Genomic DNA, 26,062 nt, shown 5'->3' with positions numbered 1-26,062 from the left:
AACCTCCAACCTCCAACCTCCAACCTCCAACCTAATAAATTACCCTTCGAGCACGAAATCCTTGAAGAGTCTGGGGCAAAAACGAACAACCTAGGGTTTTAGATTGTGGTAGATCGCAATCATGACAATCGCCAGTAGAAGCTTTTACTCGTCTAGGAAACTTGACATGGAAGGTAGACCCCTTACCCAGCTTACTCTCTACCGTAATCGTTCCTTGCATCAACTTGACTAAAGATTCTGTAATGGCCAGTCCTAAGCCGGTACCCGAGTACTTGCGAGTTGTAGTTTGATCAATTTGTTGGAACTCCTCAAAAATATGCTCTAAGTCATTCTCGGCAATTCCAATTCCCGTATCCCTAACAGTGAGCATCAGCCAGTCGGTGGAAATTTCCTTGACTACCACCTCTACCCTGCCCATTTCGGTAAACTTAATCCCATTGGAAACCAGATTGACCAAAATCTGCCGCAGGCGGAGGCTATCATTGATTACGATCGGATTTTTTAAATTGGTTTGGATATACAACCCTAAGTCCTTCTGAGCGGCTAGACAACGGAATTCATTGATGGTTTCTTTGATCAACCTGTCCAAATGCAAACTTTCCAAGGTTAACTCCAGACAAACTGCCTCAATTTTGGACAGGTCAATCATATCCTTAATCAGAGTCAGTAGATGTTGAGCATTATTGACAATGCGCTCCATTATATCTGCTTGTTGGTGAGTCAAGGAGCCCTGACGCTGACGCAATAGAAGCTGGGAAAAGCCAATAATGGCATTCATGGGAGTTCGTAACTCATGGGATATCGTAGAAACAAACTGGGATTTCAACCGTGCTGCTTCCAACAATTGCAGGTTCTGTAGCTTGAGGGATGCATCTCTCCTTTCCAGTTCCAGATTCTGGCGAGCCAGCATACTGTTCTGACACTCTAAACGTGCTTCTTGCTCCTCTAAGGCTTTAATCATGCGAGCATTATCAATTGCGATCGCAGCTTGTTCATTAATCATGCGAGCATTATCAATTGCGATCGCAGCTTGTTCACCCACTGCTGCTAGCAGATTCCGACCTGATTGGTCTAATGCCTCTGGGTCTTCCCAATTGCCAATAGCTAGTACTCCCAAGGGTCCTGCTTGCACAGACTCAATCGCCACAGCGTAAATAGCTGTAGGTACTTCCTCTTCCGGATGCCGCGAATCCCAACCCTTGCGCTGAATTAACTCAGATGTTCCAGTTAAAAAGACTTGAGAGAGTAACCCTTGCTCAAGGGGCAAGATGTCTTCCCACTGGAACTTTTGTGTATCAATTCCCTCAATAACCCTTAAGACTTCAGAGTTACCAAGAGAATTATTGAGAATGATGAAACAAAATTCAACCCCAGCAATCGCTTTAACTACCTCCGATACCATCTCTTGCAACAGATTTGGAAGGTTAGTCAGCCGTTGATTGAGGAGATTAGTCAACTGGTGTAGGGTTCTCAATTGCTTTTGCTGTTCATTGAGAATGGTAATTACCTGCCTGAGATCATCACTCGCCTGGTTTGCCTCTCGGTATAACCGCGCATTTTCAGTGGCTAGGGCAGCGCGACTAGCTAAATCCTCAGCCAACTTGACATCGATCTCATTGTAGCGGCGACCTGAATCACTCCTGACAAACCAAATTGAGCCCAAGATTTGTGAACCCATTCGTAAAGGTACACAAATGTAACACTTAATTTTCAGTGCCTGTAACATTCTGAGATGGTCAGGATCATCAGCAGCAGCACTTAGGAATTGATCAGAAACCTCAAAATAGGCATCCGTACAACCTGTACGTAAAACCTTGCCGTTGCCATAGTCTTCATCCCCCTGGGCAGGGTAGCAACGGTGCAGTTCCCAAATCAACTGCTCTTGCTCTGGGTTAACATGGGCAACGGCAAGGCGCTGGTAAGACTGGGGAGTATCATAGCTATCAACTCCCGATACCACATCAATAGCACACCAATCAGCAAAGCGAGGGATTACCAGCTGCACTAGGTTGTCCAATGTAGTCTGGTAATCGAGGGAAGCTGAAAGTACAGCAGAAGCCTCCGCCAGAAATCGCTGGGATTCTTCTGCTCGCTTCTGCTCAGTAATATCAGTAATTACACCAGACATCCGGAATGGTACTCCTTGATCATTCAACTGGGCTTTGCCACGAGCAGTACAGTAGCGATCTTCTCCAAAAGCACAGGGTAGGTTAAATTCTACATCCAGTTCAAGGTAATCTTGTTGGTAACTAGCCACCGCCTTAGTAACTTTGAGTAGATCTGAGCAATTTAGTAAATTAAATAACACATCAGGGGAAAAGTTATGGTGGTACTTCCCTATCTGTTCAGGCGACAAGCCAGTAAGTTCATAGAAGCGGTCATTACAATACAGTTGTTTAGTGATCAGGTTCCAGTCCCAGATCCCGTCATTGGAACCTTCTAGCACCAAGCGGTAGCGTTCTTCGCTTTCTTTGAGCCGCTGATGAGCTACAGCTGCTTCCCGTTCTGCGCGGTAGAGGCGAACTGCATTAGAGAGGCTACGTAAGAGATTTTCTGATGAGATTTGGCTTTTGGTCAGATAGTCCGATGCTCCAGATTTCATCAGCTCAACCGCAATTTGCTCATTAATTTGCTCGTTCCCTTGGTCACTCAACACAATCACAGGGACTTCAATGCCAGCATCACGGATTTCTTTAACCAGAGTCAATCCGTCCCCATCCGGTAAGTGATAGTCCAATAGAATGCAGTCCAAACTCGGTTGGGTAAGGCTAGAGTTAGCGCAGCGTGATGCGATGATCGACCTAGCGCTTTTGCTGTCAACTGCAACAGCTATTTTTACGGGTATACCCCCTCTGTTAAGAGCTTTAATTATGGCTTTGCAGTTAACTTGATCATCCTCTACGATCAGTAGTCTGATAATCTCGTCCATGATTTAGCGGTTGAGCTTTTGTCATTGGTTATGGGCTAATAGACCTCTTGCAAAAGTTTTTCGTGGTATAATCAGTAGTTTGGGAATTTTCGAGTTAGCGATCGCTTAAGACTAACAAACTTACTTTGTACTTTGTTTGTGTATAAGCCTAGTACACACAATCTACATAATTTTTACCAAAACTATTATTCTAACTCAAAATATTTTTGCAAGAGGTGTAATGATTAGTGGATAGTGGGTAGTAGCAGTTCTTGACTGACAACCGACACCTGAGGAGGCTAATGAATTATATTGAGCATACTCTATTGGTTCAGTTTAGGTATCGCCCCAATTTAGTCAACCTTACGGACTTGACAATCTCTCCACATCGCTGATTGTAGGCTTCTACCTTACCTCGGTACTAGTCAGAGAGCTTCAGTAAAAATACCAATCTGACTAGGTAGAGGAAATCCCATGGTTGTGTAGTATCACCGAAACATTTGCCAAATTGATGAGTAGGCATGAGTATACTTGTCGAAAAACTCCCTTGATTAGTAATCTCACCCATCTAGGGAATCAACCAATCGGATTGGCCGTTGGCCAAGCTACGCGAACGCAATCAACCCATGCTAATTTTCCAGTGGTATTTCCTGAGAAACAAACTCCCTGAGATAGATTTTTTAGGGGGTTTTACCCCCTATTATATCCTGCTGTTGGCTCAGGAAGGGTGGGACGATCAGCAGATGAGCAGAAAGAGTAGGATTTATCGGAATTGGTCATTTCGTGCTGGTGAGGCTACCTTAGTTACTCAATAAGCCCATCCCATGTCAATCCTGTTGAGAATCTCCTCTAACTGTTGGAATGGAAAATCGTGCCAACCCCTCTGACAAGTACTTTTGGCACGACTCACCCCTTATACTCATAAATAAATTGTAAAGATTATAATAAGTAACTACCCCCTGTAATTTCTCAATAACTTTATATGTGATACTGTAATAGCTTTTGACAAATGCTTTCATTCCAGCTAACTTTAAGTGATTGTTGCCAAAATCTGGTCTTTTGGAAACTCTATCCCAAAGTCATAAATATCTACAACTACCAATAGGTGGAGATCATGATGATTTTTACCAAAACTTTACAAATTTACTCTAAAAATCAATAAACTATAAATCTCACCCCCCTAGACGTTAATGATGGGTAAAATTCGTGTGGCTCTCATTGAAGACCATGATCTGACTCGGATGGGTCTGCGAACAGCCCTCCAACAAAACGGTGAAATTGAATTGGTGGGCGAAGCGGCCAATGCTGCTGAAGGACTAAAGTTACTCGCGGAATCTAGACCAGATATCGGGATTGTCGATATTGGTCTTCCTGACATGGATGGAACTGAATTAACTAGACAATTCAAAGAGTTTCAAGCTAAACAGGATGATTCTAAACAGGATGATTTCCCCACCAAGATTATGGTACTGACCTTGCAGGATGATGAAGAAGCGGTACTAGCTGCTTTCGCCGCTGGAGCTGACTCTTACTGCATGAAAAATATAACTTTTGATCAATTGGTAGAAGCTCTGAAAGTGACCTATGAAGGTAATGCTTGGATTGATCCAGCCATTGCCAGGATTGTACTTGAGCAGATCAAACCAAGCCAAGAAACTCAGCCTACTGAAGCTAGTGAAACGAGAGCTATCCATGCTGCTCCCAATGAATACAATCAAATGATTGAAGCTTATCCTTTAACGGAAAGGGAATTAGAGGTTTTGCGGTTGATTGTAGAAGGTTGCAGCAATGCTCTGATTGCCGAAAGGTTATATATCACTGTGGGAACTGTCAAAACTCATGTCCGAAATATCTTGAATAAACTCTGTGCGGATGACCGTACCCAAGCAGCTGTCCGTGCCCTCCGGTCTGGCTTAGTTATTTAACGATGATACCATAGAGTAACCTTTTACAATTAAACGGCTGTTCGCGTAGCGTGGCCTTTTGGCCAAGGTTGAAGGTTGAAGGTTAGTTGGTTGAAGGTTAGTTGGTTGAAGGTTAGTTGGTTGAAGGTTAGTTGGTTGAAGGTTAGATGGTTGAAGGTTAGATGGTTGAAGGTTAGTTGGTTGAAGGTTAGTTGGTTGAAGGTTAGTTGGTTGAAGGTTAAAGATTGAAGGTTAGATGGTTGAAGGTTAGATGGTTGAAGGTTAGTTGGTTGAAGGTTAGTTGGTTGAAGGTTAGTTGGTTGAAGGTTAGTTGGTTGTTCGCCTTTGGCGTCCGAAGTAGGGTAGGTTGAAAATTAGAGCCTTAACAACTGAAAGCCGGATGTATAATTGGGAACCTGTAACTGGCAACTTGTAACCTTCAACCTGTAACCTTCAACCTGTAACTGCCAACCTATAACCTTCAACCTGTAACCTGTAACCTGTAACCTGTAACCTGTAACCTGTAACCTGTAACCTGTAACCTGTAACCCAAATCACTATCAAGGTCTACCTTGCTCCCATCTAGCGATCGCTTCTTGGGCAGCCTCATAGTAAGGGGTATCTTGTGGGACTAATTTTGCTGTGTTAATCGCGGAGAGAAACTTGCCTCGCGAGGCACGGGACTTAGCAATCCGATAAATCTTATCGCTAGCTTGAGCAATTAACGCTTGTGCTGTGGCATACTTCGGTTGACCCGGTGGAATCTTACGGAGGGTTGCGATCGCACGATTATAACTAGATGCTTGATTGCGTTGGACTTGTTTGATGGCTGTTTGGATAATCTGTTGATTCTGCGACTTCTGTTGGGAGAGAATCTGCCACTGTTTAATGGCATCCTGAGCCAAAGGATAAACAGAAGGGTTATCTTTAGGAACTAGTTGGGCAGCTGCGATCGCTCCTTCAAAATCACTTTTTTTTGCCCGTTTGTTGGCTAGAGCCAGAATTGACTGACTCCAACCAGTGATATATTGTTGTGTCTGCTCATAAAGAGGATCCCCAGGTTTCACCTGACGGGCAATTGCGATCGCATCGCTATACACAGATGCCTGCTTCGGTTCAACTAACTGTCTTGCCTCGTCCAAAGCTGCTTGATTCGCCTTAATCCCACTCGGTTCCCGGGATTTCTGTGGTTTAGTTTCCAGGGATTTACTCTTGGAATTTGGCAAGGGAGCTGGAGTTGCCTGGGATGTTGACCCTGCAGGTAATGTTACTGGGGAATTCCTGACCTTGGTAGTTTCTGGTAATGTGGTAGTTAATGTGGTCGTCTGTGTGTTTTTAATCATCTGTTGACTAATTAAGCCTTCCTGGTTACGGACAACAGTTAGGCTTACTAGTCCTAACAACAAAGCTATACCACTACCCCAAAACAACCATTCTCGCCATGACGATAACTCTTCTGTATCAGTTTGAGGCTGGCTGTCTGAATAAGAAACTAAAGCTACTGAGTTAGATGACTCCTGGTTTGAGCTGTCAGTGTTAGTGGGTAAAGACCGATTCGGGTTTTGCTTTACCACCGATAAAGGTTTTTTCGTAAATTCACTCTCAAGGTGCGCTTTCCAATGGCCGGGGAACCCGGCCTTGGGTCGCACCTCAAGATTATTCCCATCTTCAGAAAGAACTACCTCGGTAGCTTCTGAGTCAGTGCTTGGGTTAGCCCATTGATTTTCTGGTGGTGAGCTTGCCCCTTCAGGCCAAATTTGTTGTTGTCGATACTCCTGTAAAGGAATCACCGTCAGAGGAATCTGAACTGGTCGCCAATGGTGTTGGCTCAACTCCGGTAGCCGCTCCTTGAGATACTCGTCAAGATTCTCAAGGGTAATGTCAGTATGATAGTAACCCAGTGCTTCTAGAAGTGCTGAGGTGAATAAGCCATTCCCTAGAGCCGCAGCTTCGTGAGAAAACTGGTTGAGTTGACTAGAAAGTACCAGGGAAATATCCATTTTGTAGGCTAATTCCACTGTTTCAGCACCAACCGGTTCACCAGATGGCATTCCCGGTGAGCGGTTTATGTCTAACAATACCAGGATTTTATTGCCCCCCATAGTCTTGAGAGAGGAAAACAGGCATTCTATTGGTATACCTGTTCCTGGAATGTCATCTGGGTTGCCATCAATCGGCATGAGGTAGTCAACTTTATCCCAACTGACCCCGCAGCCACTGAACAAGAACCAACGCCAACTTTCTGGAGAACCTGGACTCTGGCGAATCCTGTCGAGACATCTTAAAATATTTTCTCGGTTGGGGTAGGTTAAAAAATCATCAATCGGTGGTGAATTATCAGTTAATAACAGAAACTCATTGGGTTGCAGATGAGCTTGGTCTACAAAAAACCCTTGTAGTCTTTGAGCGTCTGCTTGACCATAGTTCAGAGGTTGTAAGAACTGATAGCGGTTGATGCCAATTGCTATACCAGCGTAATTTGCCATTTACCCCATACCCTAGCGGCTGAAACTAGTATATTTTATGCCTAATATATATGCCTAATTTTATTACTATTGCTGTAGTTTCCCCTTACACTTAAATTCTAATTCAACCTTGTTTAGCTTAAGCTAACAGCTTAAATTTATTAATTAATTAATCTAACACCATCGAAGATAGTCCACCTCTAAAGGCTCTCGAACTAGGCTTTCCAACTAATTTATGTCAATCTAGCTTCTGTCAAGATTTTCCTTCATTATAAGAGTTAACCTTTTTTGGCCTAATCAGAGGATATAATAGTATGCTGTCCAAAGTAATCCGGCTATTGGTGTTACCCGGCTTAGTAGGGGTTAGTTGGTTGACTACAGTTGCCATTGTTCCCCAAAGCGCCGAAGCCAAGACAGCTCGTATTAATGTTACCCTGAATCGTGAGCCTGACGAAACTTACCAAGGCTTTATGCGCCGTGCTGAAGTAGTTGCTAGAGCAGCAGCTCAACGGAGCTTCGATAGTGACATATTGACTACAAAGGTAGCGATTACTATTCTAGGGCAAAATCAAGGAGAAATTGCCCCAGTCTTGTTGTTAAAAGTCAGCCGTCCATCCTGGAAAAGACGACCGGATGCCAAGTATTGGGCAACTTACTTTCCCAATACCCAGTTCCTACTGCGAGTTGAGGAACCTGATTTTTCTGCTCAAACTCAGCCACAGTCACTGGAACCAGCTTCCCCAAGTCCTCAGGCACCGCCAGCAAACAACCAGGCTCCTGAGTCATCATCACCTGACAACCAGGCTCCTGAGTCATCATCACCTGACAACCAGATAGAAGACCGAGATACAAGACAATGAAATAAGATAGAAAAGCTGTCTAACAATTTAAATAATTTACACTTATGGCTGTTCCTAAGAAGAAAACCTCAAAATCCAAACGGGATAAACGTAAAGCTAACTGGAAGCGCAAAGCGCATCTGGAAGCACAAAAAGCCCTCTCTCTCGGTAAAGCAGTCCTGAGTGGGCGTTCTAGCTTTGTTTATCCAACAACGGAAGAAGAAGACGAAGACTAGGTTTACTCCTCCCCACCGGGCTTCGGACGGCGTATCGCTGATTTTTACCATGGTTCCGGTGGGTTACGTATCACTTAGAAGGCGTTATACGGCTTGCTGCTCTAAAACCTAGATCCGACTTTCGGGTCTCCAAGCTACTGATCTGCCTTAATAAATCGGAAGCTAATACTGAAGCTAGGCGTGAGAGTCTTGACTGATCAAGGAGTACTGTCTTCTCACCGGCGTTAATAAATTTTAAAAATTTTCTAGCCTCATTATCAGTATCCTGGTCTTTATATACCAGGGAAAGTCCAACCCTCAACCCCTACCGGAAAACTATCTGAGGTTCCCATAGGTTGCTGGGGATTGAACTGGCATATCTAAAATTAATTTCTGTTCGTTAACTGTTGGTGGTTAACAATTAACAGAAACTGATTAGTTGGGCTGTGGTAATTAGATGTATCACAGCTTAATACCATTGAGTTAAGTTTCAAGTCAATGCCAGACAATTTACCAAACATTTTGAAGGGTCAATTGTTAAGTTTGGTAACTAAATTTGGGAACTCAATGATCAGTAACCAAGGATAATTTAGCTAATACCGCGATTGATTGTTTTGAAATCGTCTATACTGAAAATAGTAGGGAAAACAAATTAAGAGCTAACCGCCACCTACGTGCTTTAAAATCGAACTTTTCTGTATTGTTCCGGTGCGGAGGGGCATCCCGTATCGTTAATAAAGCTTGCCGAGTATCCGAACCGATAGGTGGAGTTGGCAAGAAGCCCACACTGACTCGTTGAGTTCAGTGTGGGAGTATGTCACTAACTCCAGCAATAATTGCCCAATGATAAGAAAAATTTTAATATCTGTAGCTGGTCGGGGACTGTGTGAAGAAATGTTCAACATGTTGGCCGAAATCCCTGCCATACAACAGGCATCGGTCACAGTTCTACATGTCGTGCGTCCTCAAGTCACAGCTGAAGCCATGTCAGCTAAGTTAGAAGAGGGGGGTAAGATTTTAGCAGATGCGGTCAAGTCGTTAAAAGTTGACCCCAGCAAAATCACTCCCAGACTCAAACAGGGAGACCCTAAAAATATCGTTACCCAAGTGGCAGACGAAGAGGAAACCGACCTGATTATTATGGGTTCGAGAGGACTAACTCGCCTAGAAGCGATTTTGGAAAACTCCGTTAGCCAATATGTGTTCCAATTGTCCTCCCGCCCGATGTTGTTGGTCAAAGACGATGTCTACGTCAAACAAATCAGACGGGTTATGGTCGCAATGGATAAATCTGATGCTGCTCAAAATTCCTTCGAGTTGGCTCTATCTCTAGTGCGAGACATGAAGAATGCTCAACTATATCTAGCTCGTGTCATCCCCGAAGCCAAACCTGATCAACTGATGAGCAATGCTGAAGCAGACCCAGTGCTTGCAGAAGCAGCAGCAAAAGCCAAAAGGCAAGGTGTTTCTTACCGTTGTGTTCTAAGTGGCGGTAAACCCGGACCAGGAATCTGCCAGTTAGCAGAGGACAAGAACATCGACTTGCTGATTCTCGGTTCTCCTGACCGTCGTCCTTCTATCGCCAAGAGTTTAGTAGATTTAGATCGATTACTGGGTAATTCTTTATCAGACTACGTCAGAGTCAAAGCCAATTGCCCAGTGTTGTTATCACGCACAACTACTTGAAGCAGTCAGTTATTAGCCATTAGCCATTAGTCATTTGTCATGTAAGCATTCAGCCGTCAGCTATCAGCTATCAGCTATTAGCGAGTAGGCGCTTTAACTGCACGGAGTCGGATGAGTAAACGAGCAGGGATTTTCAACCAGCCATACTAGTTCGTAAGCTTGTTTACTACCGCCCGTTGATTAGTTAATTAGCTGACGGCTGACGGCTGATAGCTGAATGCTTACTTTGTCATTAGTATTGCCAGTAAACCTCTTGTTGCTTACAAGTTGCTTAAAAAGGGTTTATGATCAAGGCTTAATGAGAAAAAGTTAATGACTAACTATTTAAACTTCCACGTACTTTAGCTTCCATGCACTTTAGTCGTGGGAGATATACTCGTAAATCCGGTAACCATCACTTACAATCCCGCCTAGTTTAGTGGCGGGAAAAGTTAAATTAACCGTTGTTTAATTCTAATTAATTAAACAACCTTATACAAAAAATACCTTAGACTTTTATCCTGGGAAGAATCCCACCCTGACCTTTAGCTAAGGAGCAATGCTTGCGCTTTTGGTACAGGCGTGGGGATTATCACCAGATCAGCTAACTAGTTTCCTGAGCCTTCACGGCTCGCGGTTTGGATATAAAGAATTAGCAGGAAAACCGCCGGAACCAGCACAAACAGGATGCTGGCAACAAACCCTAGATCGTTAACTTGCATGATTATTAGTTCCTCTAAATCGTTTTTAACCCACCAGCTATAGGATACCATTAACACGGCTGGTAGAAATAGAAGATAGAAATCGAAGCCTGGCAGGAGGAAATCCGGCTAATGGTAGATAAGCGCGTTGATAATACTGGTGAGATACAGTCAATTATCTTAGCTCTACTCCCTACTCCCTACTCCCTACTCCCTGGCCTTTGGGCCACGCTACGCGAACAAACCCAGGACGAAAGCACCTCATCCAATTGATAAATCCTACAAACCCTATGTACACCTCTATATAACGAGCGGTATTCAGCTGACAATCCCTCGCCAGCTAGCCCTTAAAATCCCTTGGTAGGTTAGATGGCAGCAGATGGGGATTTGCTCTTAAGGGTTGGTTTAGTTTTCACACTCACCGGTCCATTCACCAAGACTTGACAGGCTAATCGGTAAGTATCTGGCTTTTTCTTGAGTTTCCGATTTTCCACCTCAGTTCTAGGGGATAGATTTTCTATGCCTGCCACAATTTCCACAATACAGGTCCCACATTGACCATAACCGCCACAATTCACCAGCTTGCCCCGAAACGTGTAGAGATCTATGCGATTTTGCAGCATTTTCTCCCGTAAGTTCGCTCCATTGGCAGCAATGACTTCTTGGTCTTCCTTGACAAATTTGATATTAGCCATGATTTGTCCCAAGTCTGATCTTATTTTCTGATAGTATTACTATTTTATTAAGGAATGTTAAAAAAATAAGCATCCCTGGTTAATGGTTCATGGCTAAGTTAGCCATAAACCGTTAACCATAAACCATAGGAGTTACTCTGTCAATTTAGTTTTGAGAGTTAGGGCAAGGTTAATGGTATTAGATGTTAGGGGTTAGTTTTTAACGCCTAATACCTAGTGCCTAATACCTAGTGCCTAATACCTAGTGCCTAATACCTAGTGCCTAATACCTGGGGTCTAATTAGGACAAGTCTAGTTTACCCCTTCATTCAATTTTGATGGAATACTAGGGAATATCGCTAACTTTACTATCTGGTAAATTACTCACTGCCCGTTGCAGGTTGGCCAGAGCGCGGTTGTAGCCCAGAATTGCAGTAAGTTGGTTAATCCTAGCCCGGGTAAGAGCCGTTTGCTGGTTAATTACGTCGGTTTGGGTACCAACCCCTGCCTGAAATCGTAACCGAGCTAGCCGGAGACTCTCTTCTGCTACTTCTAGGGCAAAGGATGCCGTTTCAATACTCTCTTCATTGGAGTTTAATTGAGAATAAGCTTGTTCGATCTCAAAGCGTATTTGATCCCGTTGGTTAGCAAAACTGCTTTCAGCTAAGGCAACATCAATATCTTCCTGCCTAGCTCTGGCCATCGCTGCTCCGCCATCAAAGAAATTCCACTGGAATTGTGCCCCTACCGAGTAACCATCACCAAAACCCAACGTATCATTTAAGCTATCAGCTAGGTCGATTTGACCAAACACACTCAACTGGGGCCTTACTGGAGCCAGAGCAATGGTGCGCTGTTCCTTGTTGATCTTTCGTTGGACCAGTTGCTGTTCTAACTCAGATCGGTTTTTATAAGACAGGATCAGGCTCTGTTCTAGAGATAAATCCCAACTTCCAGCAATTTCGATGGGATCTGCTGCAGTAATTTCTGCGGATTGAGATAAGTTTAATAACTCCGCCAGCTGACGTCGAGCAATACGTTGGTCACTCAGAGCGTTGGTCAACCCTTGAGAGTCATTGGCTAGCTCAACCTGTTGTTGCAAAACCTCAAATCGGGTTCCTAAACCAGCTTGTTCCAGTAACTCCGTATCCCGTAGAATCTGAGCGGACTCGGTGACTGCCGCTTGGGAAATCTCAACTCGAGCATCAGCTTCTTGTAAATTGTAATAGGCAAGGGTGACCTGAAGTCGGATCTCTTCAGAGAGGCGTTCTACCTCTAGCTGTTGCAACTTTAGCTGTTCCTCAGCTACCCGGACTTGTGCTGGTCGTTGCCCACCAGTGTATAGGTTATATTCTAACCGTAGGGCTGCAGTGAAACTTCCTGACGGCTCATTGATTGGAAGTAATCCTTGCTGAGCCCTTAGTTCGTCTGTTACCTGGCCTGATGCACTATCGGCATAGTTAATGGCTGCACTTGTTGACAAACTGGGATACCAAGCGGTTAAGGCTTCTTGGAGAACAAACTGATTACGTTCCAAGGTCAGTTGCGCTTGCTGTAATTCCTGATTATTACGCTTTGCCAGTTCTATGGTTTGTTGCAGGGTAATGGGCTGTGTGATATCTATCTGGACTTCCTGGCTTTGGGTAGGAAATGATAAAGGATTGGGATCAGGATCAAGAAACTCTGGCGCTGAGGTTCCAGGGGTTGGTGAGCTTCCAGAAGTTTGTGACATTAACTCAGGGTTTTCCTCTGTGGCAGATTCAACCACCGTATCCTCACCAACGTCTACAGATTCCGATGGCGCTGCTAGCTCAGCCACAGCAGGAATCGACTCCTCTTGGTTTGGCTGATTAGTTGGCGCTGCTAGGAGTTCAGCCACAGCAGGAATCGACTCCTCCTGCTTTGGCTGGTCAGTAGGCAGGATGGTTTGATCAATAATTTCTTGGACTAATTCTTCTTGGACTAATTCTGCTTCTGAAGGTGAGGAATCTACAGAGGGAATAGACTCCTGTTGCTCTGGTTGCTTGGCAGCTGAGGTAGTGTTATTGATGACTTCTACCACTAGCTCCCCTACCTCTGAGTTTGGGGCTGCTTCTGTTAAGGATTCTTGGTTAGGTGTAGCTACTGAGTTATTCTGAGGCTTAGTAACTGATGGTAAATCTTCTGAGGCTCCGGATTCCATGCCGCTCAAGGCAATTGCCGTCCCCACACCTACAGCTAATATATAACGAAAAGTTGGCATAGATTTTACAGTTGATTTTTAGTCTTAGCAGAATTACTTCTCTTGCTCAATTTAGCAACCAATGGCAGGATAATGGCTTGCTATTGCGTTTAGCAAAGGAATATTCCCGGTTTGCATATCTAAATCAGGATTGAGCCTCAAATTGCCATTTTTTATAGGAGTTGCTCTTTAACAAGACTTTATTATAGTGGGCAATGGCTTCACAGTATCCTCATATTGGCAATTTTTTGTTGCAGGGAGAAAAGTGACTAGATGCGTTCGCTTTTAGCGGAAGCTGAGGCCTTTGGCCACGCTTTGCGAACGCTTCATCGCATAACCCCTAGAATAATCTGTCACACATTTCAATTGTGAATAGGGGCTGATCGCTTTTAGCGGAAGCTGAGGCCTTTGGCCACGCTTTGCGAACGCTTCATCGGGAGATGGGGAGATGGGGAGATGGAGACCTCACTTGGGTAGGTTTTTTACATTTGGGCGAGTACGTACTGGCATTGGGAATAAATTTCTCAAAATATGTCGGAAAATCTACAAGAATTTCCACCGATTACCGACCCATCTCCCCATTACCGATTAGCCATTACCCATTACCGATTAGCCATTACCCATTACCTATTACCTATTACCTATTACCTATTACCTATCTCCAAAGTAAAAAACCTACCCTTGTCAGGAGATGGAGACTGGGAGATGGGGAGATGGTAGACTCGCTTTTGCATAAGGGTCGCGATTGACCGTAGGTCACGCTACTTGAGGTGGAAATTTAAATGCATATTAACTGACTGCTTGCTGTGATCGTAAAACTGGGTTGACTAGGGATGGGAAGATAGGGAAATGCCAGGATGGAGAGATGGGAATCGAGCAACTTTTTGTCAATCCAGATATCGGGTTGATGGGTTAAATTCTATTACTGAGCCGATGCTCTAGTATCAGTAAGTGGCCTCAATTACGATAAAACTATTCTTTTTTGACCTTAGGTTAGATTGGGGTGGGGTTGAACAGCAGAACAGGTTTTCCTGTCTGCCACACTACCAAAACCTTATCCCTTTTGTGACGATTACTTGATGCTCAGGGTTAATTGTGTTCCAAGGGTTTTGCCATCGCTTTTAGCGGAAGCTGAGGCCTTTGGCCACGCTTTGCGAACGCTTCATCGCGTAGCGGCTCGTACCGAGCATCGCATTCTCTTGCTTACTATCTATTCGGCATTCACAAATTCACCAAATTGTGTCTGCCTAAGGTTTATGGCTAAGGATTAACAGTGGGATAACGTTCTTTCTTGAAACAAGGCGTTAGCAATCCGGCAATAGCAAGGCGTTAGCAATCCACCAATAGACCTTACGCCAGTCAAATTACCTAATTTTTTACAAAAATAAGCAGCAATAAAATTTAGTAAACCCTGGAGCAAAAATCCAGAAATAAACAGACTTTTAAATAATTATTTGTATTTATTAATTTCAGGGTATTATTTATTTAGCCTTAGGTATTTATATGACAACCTGTTAACTAGTGAATAAAAATCCATACATATTTTTTTTCCTGTGCTCTGTTCCCTGTTCCCTGTTTATACACTTGATCCATAGCCTAAGTTTTTATATTTTTTTTTATATTTTTTGATAGTTAAGATTATATAATTAATTCAGTAAATTAAGAGCACCACTGACTCATAAATCATAAATAATGATAAAACCATGAGCTATATATTCTGAATCACTCTGAGGTTAATCATAATTATAAGGGAGTTAAACCAAGAAATAATGAAAAGCGATTAATCACAAAAAATCTTGAAGTATTGAATTATTTTGTATAAGTTTTATAACTTTTTTTATGTCCTGAGTACGGTCTTTTTTTGCAATTAAGGTAGCATTGCGATCGCGTACCACCACCACATCGTCTAAACCAATAGTAACAATCACCTCATCTTCACTACTGGAGTAGACAATTGCTCCTTGAGTATCCAGTTCTACATGATTAGCCATTGCGACATTTTTAGCATCGCCATTATGCAGGCGTTCTAAGGCATTCCAATCTCCCAAATCATCCCAACCAAAGGAGGCTGGTAAAACATAAGCTAGTTGTGTTTTTTCCATCAAAGCATAGTCAATACTTTTCTTATCTAGCTCAGCATAAGCCGCCACACCTTTTTCTTCTAAAGGGGCAATAATTTCTGGTGCATGGGTGCGCAATTCATCTAAAACTACCCCAGCCCGGAAAATGAACATTCCACTGTTCCAGCTGAATCGACCAGTAGACAAAAATTCCTCAGCGGTCTCTTGGTTAGGCTTTTCGGTGAACCGACTGACCTGATACACTGGCAATCCTTCAAACGTGCCAGTCTTATCACCTTGCTCAATGTAACCGTAGCCTGTAGAAGGGTATTGGGGCGTGATGCCTAAGGTCACAATCGATGACTCAGCAGCAGCCAATTGAGCAGCCGCCTTGATAGTTTCCTGAAACCCTTGCTCATCTTCAATCCAGTGGTCAGCAGGGAAAAAGCCCACTACCGCATCTTCTCCGTAAGCCTTAGCAATCTCTAGAGTTGCCCAAGCCACCGCTGGTGCTGTATCCCGTCCTTCCGGTTCAGCTAATAGATGCTTCTGGGGTAACGATGGTAGTTGTTGAGTCACCCCCTCAGCTAACATAGCAGAAGTAATCACCCACAACTGTTCTGGCCCGACCGTCAGCTTAATCAATCGGTCAGCCGTTGCCTGTAAAAGACTCTTACCACTACCATCCAAACATAAAAACTGCTTGGGTCGTTGCTTACGGCTCAACGGCCAAAACCGTTCTCCTTTGCCACCAGCAAGAATCACAGGTATGAGAGAGTTATCCATGATGTAGCCTTAACTGTAGTTTTCTGCTACATACTAACCTCACTTTCCCTGATTCAGCTGGTATAGGCTGTAGATTATGAAAAATGGTTAAAGTACTTCTTTAGCCATGAGATTAGTCATGACTAATCTCATGACTAATCTCATTTGTCCACCAATTCCTTCATACCTGTTCAGGCATTCCTGTTGTGCATTGATCATAAACGATTAATCACTCATTGATGTTCCTCAAAGCGCTTTCCCCAGGAGCTTTAGCCGTGGGTAGCCAAAGCGCTTTTTTCAATTAAGCCACTTTGAAGGTAGGCACAATGGTTTATTGGCTTTGACTTCTAGACTTATAGACTAATAAATAACGTAAGCATTCAGTCGTCAGCCGTCAGCTAAAAGCTCACGCTACTTGAGGTGCCGTCAGGCGTCAGCCGTCAGCATTCAGCTGACGTAACAAAGATTAAACGAATGCTTACTTGTTTTATTTAAAAGCTCAAAGCTGAGAGCTGAGAGCTGAGAGCTGAGAGTTGATAGCTGAATGCTTACCAAAGAAGAATATCTTAAACTGTAGCCACAGGCTACAGTTTAATTGGATAGCCAACTATAGGCTTGGAACTTGAATGCTTGGCCTTTCGGCCAGGCTACGCGAACAACAGTCATCACAATTCATAGGTAGATTTGGATACAGGTGTGATTAATAATGCCTCAGCTTCAACACCACAACCATCACCCCAAGAGGGTGATACAGGAGTCTCTTACTCTCAGCTTGACCTGACTACAGACCTAGACGCTTCTGTCTCTGGATTAAGATTAACCTTTGCCCCCTATTTGCGGTGGGTATTTTGGAGTAGCGCTTTTGTCCTGACAGCAGTTATTTCTGCGGCTTTGGGAGCCACCTTAGCCCTAGTTACCCCATTGTCGCCCCTGATTAAATCCCATTCTCAACCGGAAAACTCCAAAATCCCCCAGAATCAACCAGCGGCTTCTGAGCACAAGTCTTGGCGTAAAAGCTTTCCCTATAACCTGTCACGACCGGTTAATATCCTGGTGATGGGAATAGACCGAGTCCCAGATGCGTTGCCAGGTTCCCCAGAGGTTTTTGGAGGTCGCAGTGATACCCTGTTGCTGTTGCGCTTAGACCCTAAAGACCACTCAGTGAATATGCTTTCAATTCCACGGGATACCAGAATAGAAATTCCCGGTGTTGGGATAATTAAAATTAACGATGCCAATGTCAAAGGTGGATCTACCTTAACCGCAGAAGTGGTTAGCCGTACCTTGAATGATGTGCCAATTGATAGGTATGTGCGCATTACCACTGATGCATTTCGGGAACTTGTGGACTTGGTCGGTGGCTTGGAAGTGTTTGTGCCTGAGAGGATGGAATATGTAGATGTCACTCAGAAACTGGAAATTGATTTAGAACCAGGGTGGCAAACTTTGAATGGAGACCAAGCCGAACAATTTGCTCGATTCCGAAAAGACAATGGTGATATTGCTCGGATACAGCGGCAGCAGATCTTACTCAAGGCCCTGCGCCAGCGTTTAGTTACTCCCAGTGTCTTGCCTCGTTTACCCAAAATCCTGCGAGTGATGCAGCAGTATATTGATACCAATCTCAGCTTAGAGGAAATCTTGGCACTGGTCGGTTTTGGTCTAGAGGTTGGTAAAGATAATATCAGAATGGTACTCTTGCCTGGTCGATTTAGCAAGGCTGATGAATACATTGCCAGTTACTGGCTGATGAATTCACGAGGGCGAGACCGAGTGATGAGTGAGTATTTCGAGCAAGAACCGAAATATAAGAGTTCATTAAAGCGCCGCCGTTCACCCCATCGGGTCAGAATTGCGGTTCAAAATGCTACCGATGACCCAGAACTTGGTCGCCGTGTTGCCCGCTATTTAGCCAGACATGACTTCTACAATGTCTATTATGTCTCAGATTGGCCTGACCGCTTGTCCCAGACTGAGATTATTGTTCAGCAAGGGGACATAAAAACAGCAGATATTGTCAAAAAAGTCCTGGGACTAGGTAGAGTAGAAGCATCCTCTACTGGTCATCTCAAATCTGAGCTGACGATTAGAGTCGGTGAAGATTGGTTAGAGAGGGAGTTTTAGGCTTTAAGTTTTAAGGAGTCAGGTTCACAAGTGATTAGGGTGATTTGGCGACGCTTATTGGGACTAATTTTAGTTCTTGTTATGGCTTGGCTATGGGTGCTTTTATCGGCTACTCCTGCCTATGCTCAGGAGAATACAGTAAATTATGCCCTTACGGATTTGAGTTATCGTGACTTTTCCCATGGCAATTTAGTTCGTGGCGTATTTGCAGGCGCTGAAATGCGAGGCACAAACTTCCAAGGTGCTGACCTGAGTGGATCTATCTTCACCAAGGGAAATTTATTGAAAGCCAATCTCGAAGGTGCAAACCTGACCGATTCTTTGGCAGATCGGGTAATTTTAGACCAAGCTAATTTGACCAATGCTATTTTGACCGATGCAATTATGAATAGCACCAGGTTTTACGATGCCGAGATAACTGGTGCTGATTTTACCGATGCCTTGATTGACCGCTATCAGGCTAAACTGATGTGTGGCCGTGCTACGGGGGTAAATCCTGTAACTGGGATCTCCACACGGGATAGTTTAGGCTGTCGCTAGGCTGAAGGAGTTGAGCTGGGCTAAGGGGTTCCAGAGCAGGATGTCTTGTAATAATTCCTGATAACCAGCCACATTGGGATGGAGACCATCTGGAGATAGGTGTTGAGAGCACCAATCATAACCACGGGACGTCCATAAATCAAAAACGTCTAGATAGGGAATTTGACGCCTCAGACAAGCAAGGCGAGTAGCTTCTTTGTAGCAGTACTGGTCAGCATGAGTGTAGTAAAAACAATCGAGAAAGGGCATTTTCCTTTCATCCACTGGTACCATGCCCACAAATAGCACTGGACAGAGTTGCTGGGCTAGCTCAAGCAGATTGGCTAGTTCTTCCTGGAAACTATCAAAATTAGTAAAATTCTTGCCATCGGGACGTCCCTTACGGGCTGAATCGTTAACGCCCACTGATAAAATAATGGCATCAGGTACACGGTTTCTGAGTTCACCACGACTGCGAAATTCATGCTCTAGTCGCTTGTGGACTTGGGTAACCCCATCACCCCGAACTCCTAAATTGTAGAGTACATGACCAGGACTATCGGGTAACATCCACTGACGTCGCAGTCGCTCTACCCAGCCGCCACCTTCTGGGTCTCCAAATCCATAGATCAGACTATCTCCGAGGACAACGAATTTCAGGGGAGTTCTTTGGCGCTGATGGAATGACTCAAAGCTAGGAGCGGCAAGTGTTTGCATAGACAAGATTTATTTAGTCAGATAATTGTTAACAACTCGACACACTCTTGATAGCTTAGCAATGGTATGATCTTTTGTATATGTAAAAGGTACATCTACCACAGGAGTCAATCCAAGTACTCTGACCCCTAAGGTAGCCCATCGATGCGATCGCATATACACTTCCCATATACACAACATAATCCCATATGCGCATCATCTTATTTACATACTTATTGACATATAAGTAGGCTGGGATAGTTTGGTAGAACTTCCCAGCCTGGGTTAGATATATAGTTTCGGTATAGTTAGTCGATTCGGTATAGTTAGTACAAATTGACTGTTCTTTCTTATTATTGTCATACATACCAAGCAATGTAAGTAGTAATCACGCAACTTCACAAATTCTTTCACTTTTTGATGGTATATTATTAACCTCAAGAAAAGTTTTATGACTTGTCTCAGGGGTAACCCCTAGTTTAGGAGTGAAGTATGCTAGGGTAGAGGGGGCGATACTGATTTTAACCAGAAAGCAACACATCATAAACCTTATGCTGCACAAAATCTATAACTTTGATTCAATGGACATTCTGCAACGGACGGAGCAGCTAGTAAGTGCAGCTTCTAATCGTTATCGGATAACTGTACAAGTGGCCAGCCGTGCTAAGCGCCGTCGCTTCGAAGATTTTGAAAGTCTAGATGAGCCATCAATGAAGCCAGTGCTGCGAGCAATTGTTGAGATGTCTGATGAACTGACGCAGCCAGAGATTATTGCGGACTAAGCTATAGTGCTGAGTGAGTCAGGGGGTTAGAGGGTCAGGGGCAAGAATAGTTCTTTCACCTAGTTTTATCCCAAGGTTGTGCAGGAATGTTCAATAGTCGTCTCTAAGCAATGTACAAGACTAATAGAATTAAACTAGCGCTAGGTTTAACTATTACTACTTTGACCAGTGGTTTACTATTGCTGTGGGAATCCTACGACCAAGCCCCCGGTGTCTTCCAGCTCCTAGGAGCACAGCCTGCTGTCGCCCAGTTTTTTATTCCCCCAGAGATTAGCAAGGTAGTATATCAGCGTTTACCGGATTTACCACAAGAGAACCAATACATTAGCAAAGAAAGCGGTGAAGTAGCTGCCAATAATACCCTGGTTAACCGCTTAATTCGGTATCACGTCTATGGTAAAAAACGGTTGCCCAATTACCGTTTTGATTGGAAATTGACCATGGCTGACTATCTAGGTGCACACGATTACCTAGTAGCATCCCAGTATCCCAGTGGGAATACCTTAACCGAAAATCCCATGAAAGGGGATATTGCAGCGATAGAACAATTAACTCGTGCCGAACGGGATGCACTAGTAAGCGTTTTGGTCAGCATATTCAATCCCAATCGCACCGAAACTGTTGCACCAGAGTCGAGCACACAACCATCACCTGGGACACCATCACCTGCCACAACCTCCAATCCTACATCACCTGCGACAACCTCCAATCCTAGAAGAGGACTATCCTTACCTAAACCAGGAGATGCTCAGTTACTCAAACCTAATTGACTTGTCTGGTGAATTGGGCAGAATCACGTTAATGGAACGTCTTGTTAAACATGGAGAAGGCTGGCGTATTGGTTGGGATCCGGAGGCTCCTAACTATAAAGGTTTAGTCGGTGGCGAGCACTGGGCATTTGAGCTAACGGAGTCGGAGTTGAACGACTTTTGTCGGTTGTTGCTGCAATTAGCTCAGACTATGAGTGAGATGGCAAGTGAGTTGATGGACGAAGAGAAAATTACTTGTGAAGCAGAAAGTGATTGGCTGTGGATGGAGGTAGAGGGCTATCCTTCCGCTTATACCCTACGCTTGATTTTGAATCAGGGACGCTGTTGTGAGGGGAGCTGGGTGGCAACAGCGGTTCCAGGGTTGCTAGCAGCAGCTAAGTCCCTAAAAGTATTTTAGTTTAGTTGTTCAAATCTCGAATAGTGTGGTATAATAGATAAAGTTTTCCGGGGCGTAGCGCAGCTTGGTAGCGCACCACTTTGGGGTAGTGGGGGTCGTGGGTTCAAATCCCGCCGCTCCGATTCGGTTTTAAAATTCGCTAGGGTAGTCAGTCCCAATTTGTCACTGTTGTCTGATTAATGTGATCTGGACAAAGTATCTGTGAAAAACTAAAAAAGCGGCGTTGCATCGGGTGCATCTCATATTTGTAAAAAAGATCGGGAGTGTGGGGAGTTTGGGGCCCCTCACAGGGGTAGGTTTTTTACATTAGGGTAAAACATGGGGCGACCCAGAGGGAGAGGAAAAGGAAAACAACTTAGGTGCGCTTGACCTATTAAGAATTAAATTCGCCACGGGTCGCACCTGAAGAAGCGATGCAGCTTCGGAACAGGGGGTTTCCCCCGGAGACGAAACCTAAGACAGGGGAGCCTTTATGGTTGGTAGGCTATGCAGATGCATGGTTAAAACTTGAGGCGCGACCCCGTAATTTAATTCTTCACGCGGAAAGCGCGCCTCCATTGATTAAGGCTCCCCTGTCTTACGGTAACTTCAAACCACTCGCTATTGCATCAAGACAATGATGATTTTGAAGGACAAATTAAGTACATTTTCTTATCCCCCACACCCCACGCCCCACACCCCACACCTGAGGTCTTTGTAAAAAACCTACCCTTATGAGGTTAGGGGGGATTCCTCTTGCCTTGCGCGTAGCGCTATATTACTTCACCAATCAAATGGTTTATAGTCTTTCAGGAACACCCCATAGAGGCGCTCCCCTGCTAACCCGCGCACAATGGGATCATAAACCCGTGCAGCGCCATCAATCACATCAAGTGGTGGACGGAATCCTTGCTGACGGAGGTATTCACGCACAGGATGAGGCTTCTCGTCCGTAATCCAACCCGTGTCAACACTGGTCATATAAATGCGATCGCAAACATAATCCATCCCCACCGTTCGGGTCATCATGTTCAGTGCAGCTTTAGCCATATTAGTGTGGGGATGATAGGGTGTCTTATTACCATAGGAGAATTGACCTTCTACAGCAGAGACATTGACAATATAACGATCCTCGAAAGGAGATGCCATCAGTGACGGCTTCAAGCGGGAATTAAATAAGTAAGGTGCCATAGTCGTTACCAACCAAGCCTCAACCATCTCGATCGGCTCAACCTGGTCAAGTAAGAGTCGCCAGCTATTAACATGCCTCAAATCTAAGGGCTGACCCTCAATGTCAAGGACTCCATCCGGAAAGTTTGGATCCTCCTTGCTGCTCAGACAGAGCTGGTAAAAAGCGTTAAGTGCTGACTTCTTTACCAGAGCCTCTGATTCAGCTTTCACCCATTGCCTGGTTTGTTGATCCAGACTCTCCATCTCCCCTTGGACAAGAGCTTTGAAGTATGCAGGTGGGCGGCGAATGGTTTGGGCAGCATTATTGATAATAATATTGAGTGGGGGAGATGCCAGCAACTGATCGATAAATGCCATCACCCCACGCAGATCACGAAAGTCTAGCCCGTAGATTTCCAATCGCTCACCCCATACCTGTGAATCTTTCTCAGCCAGGTATCGACGGGCGGCATCTTTCGGGAATCGGGTGGTTACAATCACATGAGCACCGTCCCGTAGCATTTTGAGTGCAATGTGATACCCAATCTTAATCCGTCCACCCGTGACTAGCACTCGCCGACCCTGTAAGTCAGTTCGGGCGTAGCGCCGACTATAGTGTTCCGGGGCACAGTTAGGACAAAACTGGTGGTAAAAGTGATGTACACGTTTGTAAGGCTGCTTGCACAGGTAGCATAGCTGGGGAGTATAGAGTTGATCATGCTCAAGGGATACCCCTGCAGCCAGCTGGCGTAATCGTTCCGGCAAGGCTTCGCCATGAATCTGGGCGCGAGCGAGCAAAGCCAAGTCATGCTGACGGCGAGCCTGCTTGCGCTGGTGGCGACGCTTTTGTTTGAGTCGCTTCATCAGTGCTGAGGCCGCCCGTTCAATAGTCAACAGCTGTGGATTGTCACTGGACATCCTACCCGCTGCCTCCAGCACCCTCAGGCAAATGGCTAACTCCTGCTCATTGAAACTTGGGTGATGGGGTTGGGTAATATCCATAGTTGTATGTACTACACAAGCTGTACTACACAGACAGAATTCGGCGGGGGCGATTCAGCAAAGCCGACTTGTTCACAGCTTAGAAGGCTGGTGTGACTGCCTCTGCACTACGNTATAAATAAATTAGAAATCATTTCTAAATTTGGTAAAATCGCCATACTACTCGCTATTACTATTTTGTTTTTAATTTTAGGTTCAAGGTGGATAGTCGCTGGCTATTTTCCATTAAGTAATTTATATGAATCTTTATTGTTTTTAACATGTCTTTTATTGATTCTTTATGTTTATATAGAGATACAAACGAAAAGTAAATTAATTGGTTCTGTTTTAATTCCGATTTCTTTGTTAATTAATGGATTTGCAAATTTGACTCTTTCACCTGATATGCAAAAATCTAGTCCATTAGTTCCTGCATTACAATCAAATTGGCTAATGATGCATGTTAGTATGATGCTATTAAGTTACGCAACATTAATTATTGGATCAGCCTTATGTTTATTATTCATAGTTTTATCAAAATTTCAAGAAATAAATTTACAAACTGCTAATAATTTATCACTTTTCAAAATTTTAGGCTATCATTATAAGACTGATTTAATTATTTCAAATAATGAATTTAATAAATTTGGGAAATTAAAATTACTTCAAAATTTAGATAATTGGAGTTATCGAATAATTGGTTTAGGATTTCCATTTTTAACTATTGGTATAATTTCCGGTGGTGTTTGGGCAAATGAAGCGTGGGGTTCATATTGGAGTTGGGATCCGAAGGAAACCTGGGCATTAATTACTTGGTTAATATTTGCAATATATTTACATGCTCGTATTACAAAAGGATGGGAAGGAAAAAAAACAGCATTTTTAGGTAGTTTAGGGTTTTTTATAATATGGATTTGCTATTTGGGTGTTAATTTTTTAGGAAAAGGATTACATAGTTATGGTTGGATTGTATAAAAAATAGAAATCTATCTAGATTTCTATTTTTTATAATTTTAAGTTTTAATAAGAAAGTCCTAAACTTCTTGTCGTTTCAGCACCTAAATATACTCTCACACTTAAAAAATCTGTTGGACATGCTGTTTCACAACGTTTACAACCAACACAATCTTCAACTCTTGGTGAAGAAGCAATTTGCCCAGCTTTACAACCAGTCCATGGTACCATTTCTAAAACATCTGTTGGACATGCACGAACACACTGTGTACATCCAATGCATGTATCATAAATTTTAACTGTATGTGACATAATTTTATAATTTAAAAAATTTATATACTTAGATAAGGTCGTATTAGTATAAATAATTTTATAAGTCAATTAGAATAAGTAATTTATAACGAACGTAATAATCTTTGCAATTGTTGAATAGCTAATCTACCAATATTAAAAAGTGCCCAAGATGCGGCAATAAGAACAGGCGTAGCAATTACTAATAAACGAGTATCCATAATTAAAAATTCTTAAAAAATAATAGAAAATAATAGTCATGTGTAACTATATGGTATAATTATATATAAAAACTTTGGCATCGAGCTATTTTCCCAATAGATGTCTCTTTTAGTATTTTCACTGATTTATAATGTTTCACAACTGAATTCGAGATGGATCAGTGTGGTTCCATATACACTAAGACACCAAAGCAAAAATTTATCAATTTGCAATTTTATATTAGACTACTTTTTTTAATTATTTTATAATTATTTATAGACTGTCTTTCTAGAAAGACAGTCTATAAATAATTATAAAAATTCAAGTCTTCGGCCTGTTAGCATATCTCAGCTCATATATTACTACATTTACACTTGATACCTAATAAACGGTTAGTCTTACCGTGGCCTTATTCTTACATATGATAAGAATATTAATCTTAAGGTCAGCTTCCCACTTAGATGCTTTCAGCGGTTATCTATTCCATACATAGCTACTCAGCGTTTACTGTTGGTACAATAACTGATACACCAGAGGTATGTTCTTCTCGGTCCTCTCGTACTAGAGAAGAATCCTTTCAATATTCTAACGCCTACACCGGATATGGACCGAACTGTCTCACGACGTTCTGAACCCAGCTCGCGTACCGCTTTAATGGGCGAACAGCCCAACCCTTGGGACGTACTACCGCCCCAGGATGCGATGAGCCGACATCGAGGTGCCAAACCTCCCCGTCGATGTGAACTCTTGGGGGAGATCAGCCTGTTATCCCTAGAGTAAC

At 43.5% G+C, this 26,062-nt stretch carries 24 protein-coding genes, 1 tRNA gene and 2 rRNA genes; 15 read left to right on the top strand and 12 right to left on the bottom strand.

Annotated features, from left to right (window positions below; all coding sequences use genetic code 11):
• Positions 1 to 31: 31 nt before the first annotated feature.
• Entirely contained in the window at positions 32 to 2,929 is a 2,898-nt protein-coding gene (locus F6K37_RS03870) for a hybrid sensor histidine kinase/response regulator (protein ID WP_287248279.1), read from the bottom strand.
• A 575-nt stretch (positions 2,930 to 3,504) separates the two neighbouring features.
• Here F6K37_RS03870 and F6K37_RS03865 point away from each other — a divergent pair.
• The 3 genes from F6K37_RS03865 to F6K37_RS03855 all read left to right on the top strand — a co-directional run bounded on the left by F6K37_RS03865 (position 3,505) and on the right by F6K37_RS03855 (position 5,061).
• On the top strand, positions 3,505 to 3,723 hold the full coding sequence (locus F6K37_RS03865) for a hypothetical protein (RefSeq protein WP_008191613.1): 219 nt from the start codon (positions 3,505 to 3,507) through the stop codon (positions 3,721 to 3,723).
• A gap of 378 nt (positions 3,724 to 4,101) precedes the next feature.
• A complete protein-coding gene (locus F6K37_RS03860) occupies positions 4,102 to 4,833 on the top strand; it encodes a response regulator transcription factor (RefSeq protein WP_008191611.1) in 732 nt (243 codons plus the stop codon).
• A gap of 75 nt (positions 4,834 to 4,908) precedes the next feature.
• Complete coding sequence (locus tag F6K37_RS03855) at positions 4,909 to 5,061, top strand: hypothetical protein (RefSeq protein WP_008191609.1); 153 nt, start codon at positions 4,909 to 4,911, stop codon at positions 5,059 to 5,061.
• Positions 5,062 to 5,372: 311 nt separating this feature from the next.
• On the opposite strand, the gene F6K37_RS03850 is transcribed toward F6K37_RS03855, so the two are convergent.
• Entirely contained in the window at positions 5,373 to 7,298 is a 1,926-nt protein-coding gene (locus F6K37_RS03850; RefSeq protein WP_008191607.1) for a caspase family protein, read from the bottom strand.
• A gap of 293 nt (positions 7,299 to 7,591) precedes the next feature.
• On the opposite strand from F6K37_RS03850, the gene F6K37_RS03845 reads away from it, so the two are divergent.
• The 3 genes from F6K37_RS03845 (at position 7,592) to F6K37_RS03835 (ending at position 10,017) form a co-directional block, all read left to right on the top strand.
• Positions 7,592 to 8,137 (top strand): hypothetical protein, encoded by a 546-nt coding sequence (locus F6K37_RS03845; protein WP_008191605.1) that lies wholly within the window; start codon positions 7,592 to 7,594, stop codon positions 8,135 to 8,137.
• A gap of 44 nt (positions 8,138 to 8,181) precedes the next feature.
• Entirely contained in the window at positions 8,182 to 8,352 is a 171-nt protein-coding gene (gene rpmF / locus F6K37_RS03840; RefSeq protein WP_008191603.1) for a 50S ribosomal protein L32, read from the top strand.
• 822 nt (positions 8,353 to 9,174) lie between these two features.
• Entirely contained in the window at positions 9,175 to 10,017 is an 843-nt protein-coding gene (locus F6K37_RS03835) for a universal stress protein (protein ID WP_008191600.1), read from the top strand.
• A 587-nt stretch (positions 10,018 to 10,604) separates the two neighbouring features.
• On the opposite strand, the gene psbM is transcribed toward F6K37_RS03835, so the two are convergent.
• Positions 10,605 to 10,718, bottom strand: a complete 114-nt coding sequence (gene psbM / locus F6K37_RS03830; protein ID WP_044495836.1) for a photosystem II reaction center protein PsbM — start codon at positions 10,716 to 10,718, stop codon at positions 10,605 to 10,607.
• Between the two features lie 111 nt (positions 10,719 to 10,829).
• Here psbM and F6K37_RS03825 point away from each other — a divergent pair, with 111 nt between their 5' ends.
• Complete coding sequence (locus tag F6K37_RS03825) at positions 10,830 to 10,970, top strand: hypothetical protein (RefSeq protein WP_154659991.1); 141 nt, start codon at positions 10,830 to 10,832, stop codon at positions 10,968 to 10,970.
• A 92-nt stretch (positions 10,971 to 11,062) separates the two neighbouring features.
• Here F6K37_RS03825 and F6K37_RS03820 read toward each other — a convergent pair whose 3' ends face one another.
• Positions 11,063 to 11,392, bottom strand: a complete 330-nt coding sequence (locus tag F6K37_RS03820; RefSeq protein ID WP_008191595.1) for a 2Fe-2S iron-sulfur cluster-binding protein — start codon at positions 11,390 to 11,392, stop codon at positions 11,063 to 11,065.
• Between the two features lie 325 nt (positions 11,393 to 11,717).
• The gene (locus tag F6K37_RS03815; RefSeq protein ID WP_287248271.1) at positions 11,718 to 13,613 is read right to left on the bottom strand and encodes a TolC family protein; all 1,896 of its coding nucleotides are present in this window, start codon (positions 13,611 to 13,613) and stop codon (positions 11,718 to 11,720) included.
• A 510-nt stretch (positions 13,614 to 14,123) separates the two neighbouring features.
• On the opposite strand from F6K37_RS03815, the gene F6K37_RS03810 reads away from it, so the two are divergent.
• Positions 14,124 to 14,312: a hypothetical protein gene (locus tag F6K37_RS03810; RefSeq protein ID WP_287248268.1), complete on the top strand. Its 189-nt coding sequence runs from the start codon at positions 14,124 to 14,126 to the stop codon at positions 14,310 to 14,312.
• A gap of 1,064 nt (positions 14,313 to 15,376) precedes the next feature.
• On the opposite strand, the gene F6K37_RS03805 is transcribed toward F6K37_RS03810, so the two are convergent.
• Entirely contained in the window at positions 15,377 to 16,438 is a 1,062-nt protein-coding gene (locus F6K37_RS03805) for a mannose-1-phosphate guanylyltransferase (protein ID WP_008191588.1), read from the bottom strand.
• A 663-nt stretch (positions 16,439 to 17,101) separates the two neighbouring features.
• Here F6K37_RS03805 and F6K37_RS03800 point away from each other — a divergent pair.
• Both F6K37_RS03800 and F6K37_RS03795 read left to right on the top strand, forming a co-directional pair.
• The gene (locus tag F6K37_RS03800; RefSeq protein WP_008191583.1) at positions 17,102 to 18,541 is read left to right on the top strand and encodes an LCP family protein; all 1,440 of its coding nucleotides are present in this window, start codon (positions 17,102 to 17,104) and stop codon (positions 18,539 to 18,541) included.
• A gap of 81 nt (positions 18,542 to 18,622) precedes the next feature.
• On the top strand, positions 18,623 to 19,081 hold the full coding sequence (locus F6K37_RS03795) for a pentapeptide repeat-containing protein (RefSeq protein ID WP_081431989.1): 459 nt from the start codon (positions 18,623 to 18,625) through the stop codon (positions 19,079 to 19,081).
• Here the strand turns inward: F6K37_RS03795 and F6K37_RS03790 are convergent.
• Positions 19,067 to 19,777 carry a GDSL-type esterase/lipase family protein gene (locus tag F6K37_RS03790; protein WP_008191579.1) on the bottom strand — a complete coding sequence of 237 codons (711 nt, stop codon included), beginning with the start codon at positions 19,775 to 19,777 and terminating at the stop codon, positions 19,067 to 19,069. The genes F6K37_RS03795 and F6K37_RS03790 overlap by 15 nt on opposite strands.
• A gap of 530 nt (positions 19,778 to 20,307) precedes the next feature.
• Here F6K37_RS03790 and F6K37_RS03785 point away from each other — a divergent pair.
• The 4 genes from F6K37_RS03785 to F6K37_RS03770 all read left to right on the top strand — a co-directional run bounded on the left by F6K37_RS03785 (position 20,308) and on the right by F6K37_RS03770 (position 21,827).
• Complete coding sequence (locus F6K37_RS03785; protein WP_008191578.1) at positions 20,308 to 20,538, top strand: DNA-directed RNA polymerase subunit omega; 231 nt, start codon at positions 20,308 to 20,310, stop codon at positions 20,536 to 20,538.
• A 110-nt stretch (positions 20,539 to 20,648) separates the two neighbouring features.
• On the top strand, positions 20,649 to 21,308 hold the full coding sequence (locus F6K37_RS03780) for a hypothetical protein (RefSeq protein ID WP_008191576.1): 660 nt from the start codon (positions 20,649 to 20,651) through the stop codon (positions 21,306 to 21,308).
• Between the two features lie 31 nt (positions 21,309 to 21,339).
• Positions 21,340 to 21,705 carry a DUF1818 family protein gene (locus F6K37_RS03775; protein WP_044495827.1) on the top strand — a complete coding sequence of 122 codons (366 nt, stop codon included), beginning with the start codon at positions 21,340 to 21,342 and terminating at the stop codon, positions 21,703 to 21,705.
• Between the two features lie 48 nt (positions 21,706 to 21,753).
• Positions 21,754 to 21,827: transfer RNA gene (locus tag F6K37_RS03770), tRNA-Pro, on the top strand.
• A 640-nt stretch (positions 21,828 to 22,467) separates the two neighbouring features.
• On the opposite strand, the gene F6K37_RS03765 is transcribed toward F6K37_RS03770, so the two are convergent.
• Complete coding sequence (locus F6K37_RS03765; RefSeq protein ID WP_287248262.1) at positions 22,468 to 23,856, bottom strand: SDR family NAD(P)-dependent oxidoreductase; 1,389 nt, start codon at positions 23,854 to 23,856, stop codon at positions 22,468 to 22,470.
• 177 nt (positions 23,857 to 24,033) lie between these two features.
• On the opposite strand from F6K37_RS03765, the gene ccsB reads away from it, so the two are divergent.
• Positions 24,034 to 24,810, top strand: a complete 777-nt coding sequence (ccsB, locus tag F6K37_RS03760; protein WP_502887726.1) for a c-type cytochrome biogenesis protein CcsB — start codon at positions 24,034 to 24,036, stop codon at positions 24,808 to 24,810.
• A 45-nt stretch (positions 24,811 to 24,855) separates the two neighbouring features.
• Here the strand turns inward: ccsB and psaC are convergent, their stop codons facing one another.
• The 4 genes from psaC to F6K37_RS03745 form a co-directional block, all read right to left on the bottom strand.
• Positions 24,856 to 25,101 carry a photosystem I iron-sulfur center protein PsaC gene (gene psaC, locus F6K37_RS03755; protein ID WP_287248294.1) on the bottom strand — a complete coding sequence of 82 codons (246 nt, stop codon included), beginning with the start codon at positions 25,099 to 25,101 and terminating at the stop codon, positions 24,856 to 24,858.
• 83 nt (positions 25,102 to 25,184) lie between these two features.
• Positions 25,185 to 25,301 (bottom strand): photosystem II protein Y, encoded by a 117-nt coding sequence (locus F6K37_RS03750; protein WP_287248260.1) that lies wholly within the window; start codon positions 25,299 to 25,301, stop codon positions 25,185 to 25,187.
• A gap of 72 nt (positions 25,302 to 25,373) precedes the next feature.
• Positions 25,374 to 25,492: ribosomal RNA gene (rrf, locus tag F6K37_RS45350) — 5S ribosomal RNA — on the bottom strand.
• 106 nt (positions 25,493 to 25,598) lie between these two features.
• Positions 25,599 to 26,062, bottom strand: a 23S ribosomal RNA gene (locus F6K37_RS03745); the annotation flags it as partial.

It is taken from the genome of Moorena sp. SIO4E2 (assembly GCF_010671945.1).
GTDB lineage: Bacteria > Cyanobacteriota > Cyanobacteriia > Cyanobacteriales > Coleofasciculaceae > Moorena > Moorena producens.
The sequence above is the reverse complement of the archived record's forward strand: the minus strand, read 5'-3'. Positions and strand labels throughout refer to the sequence as shown.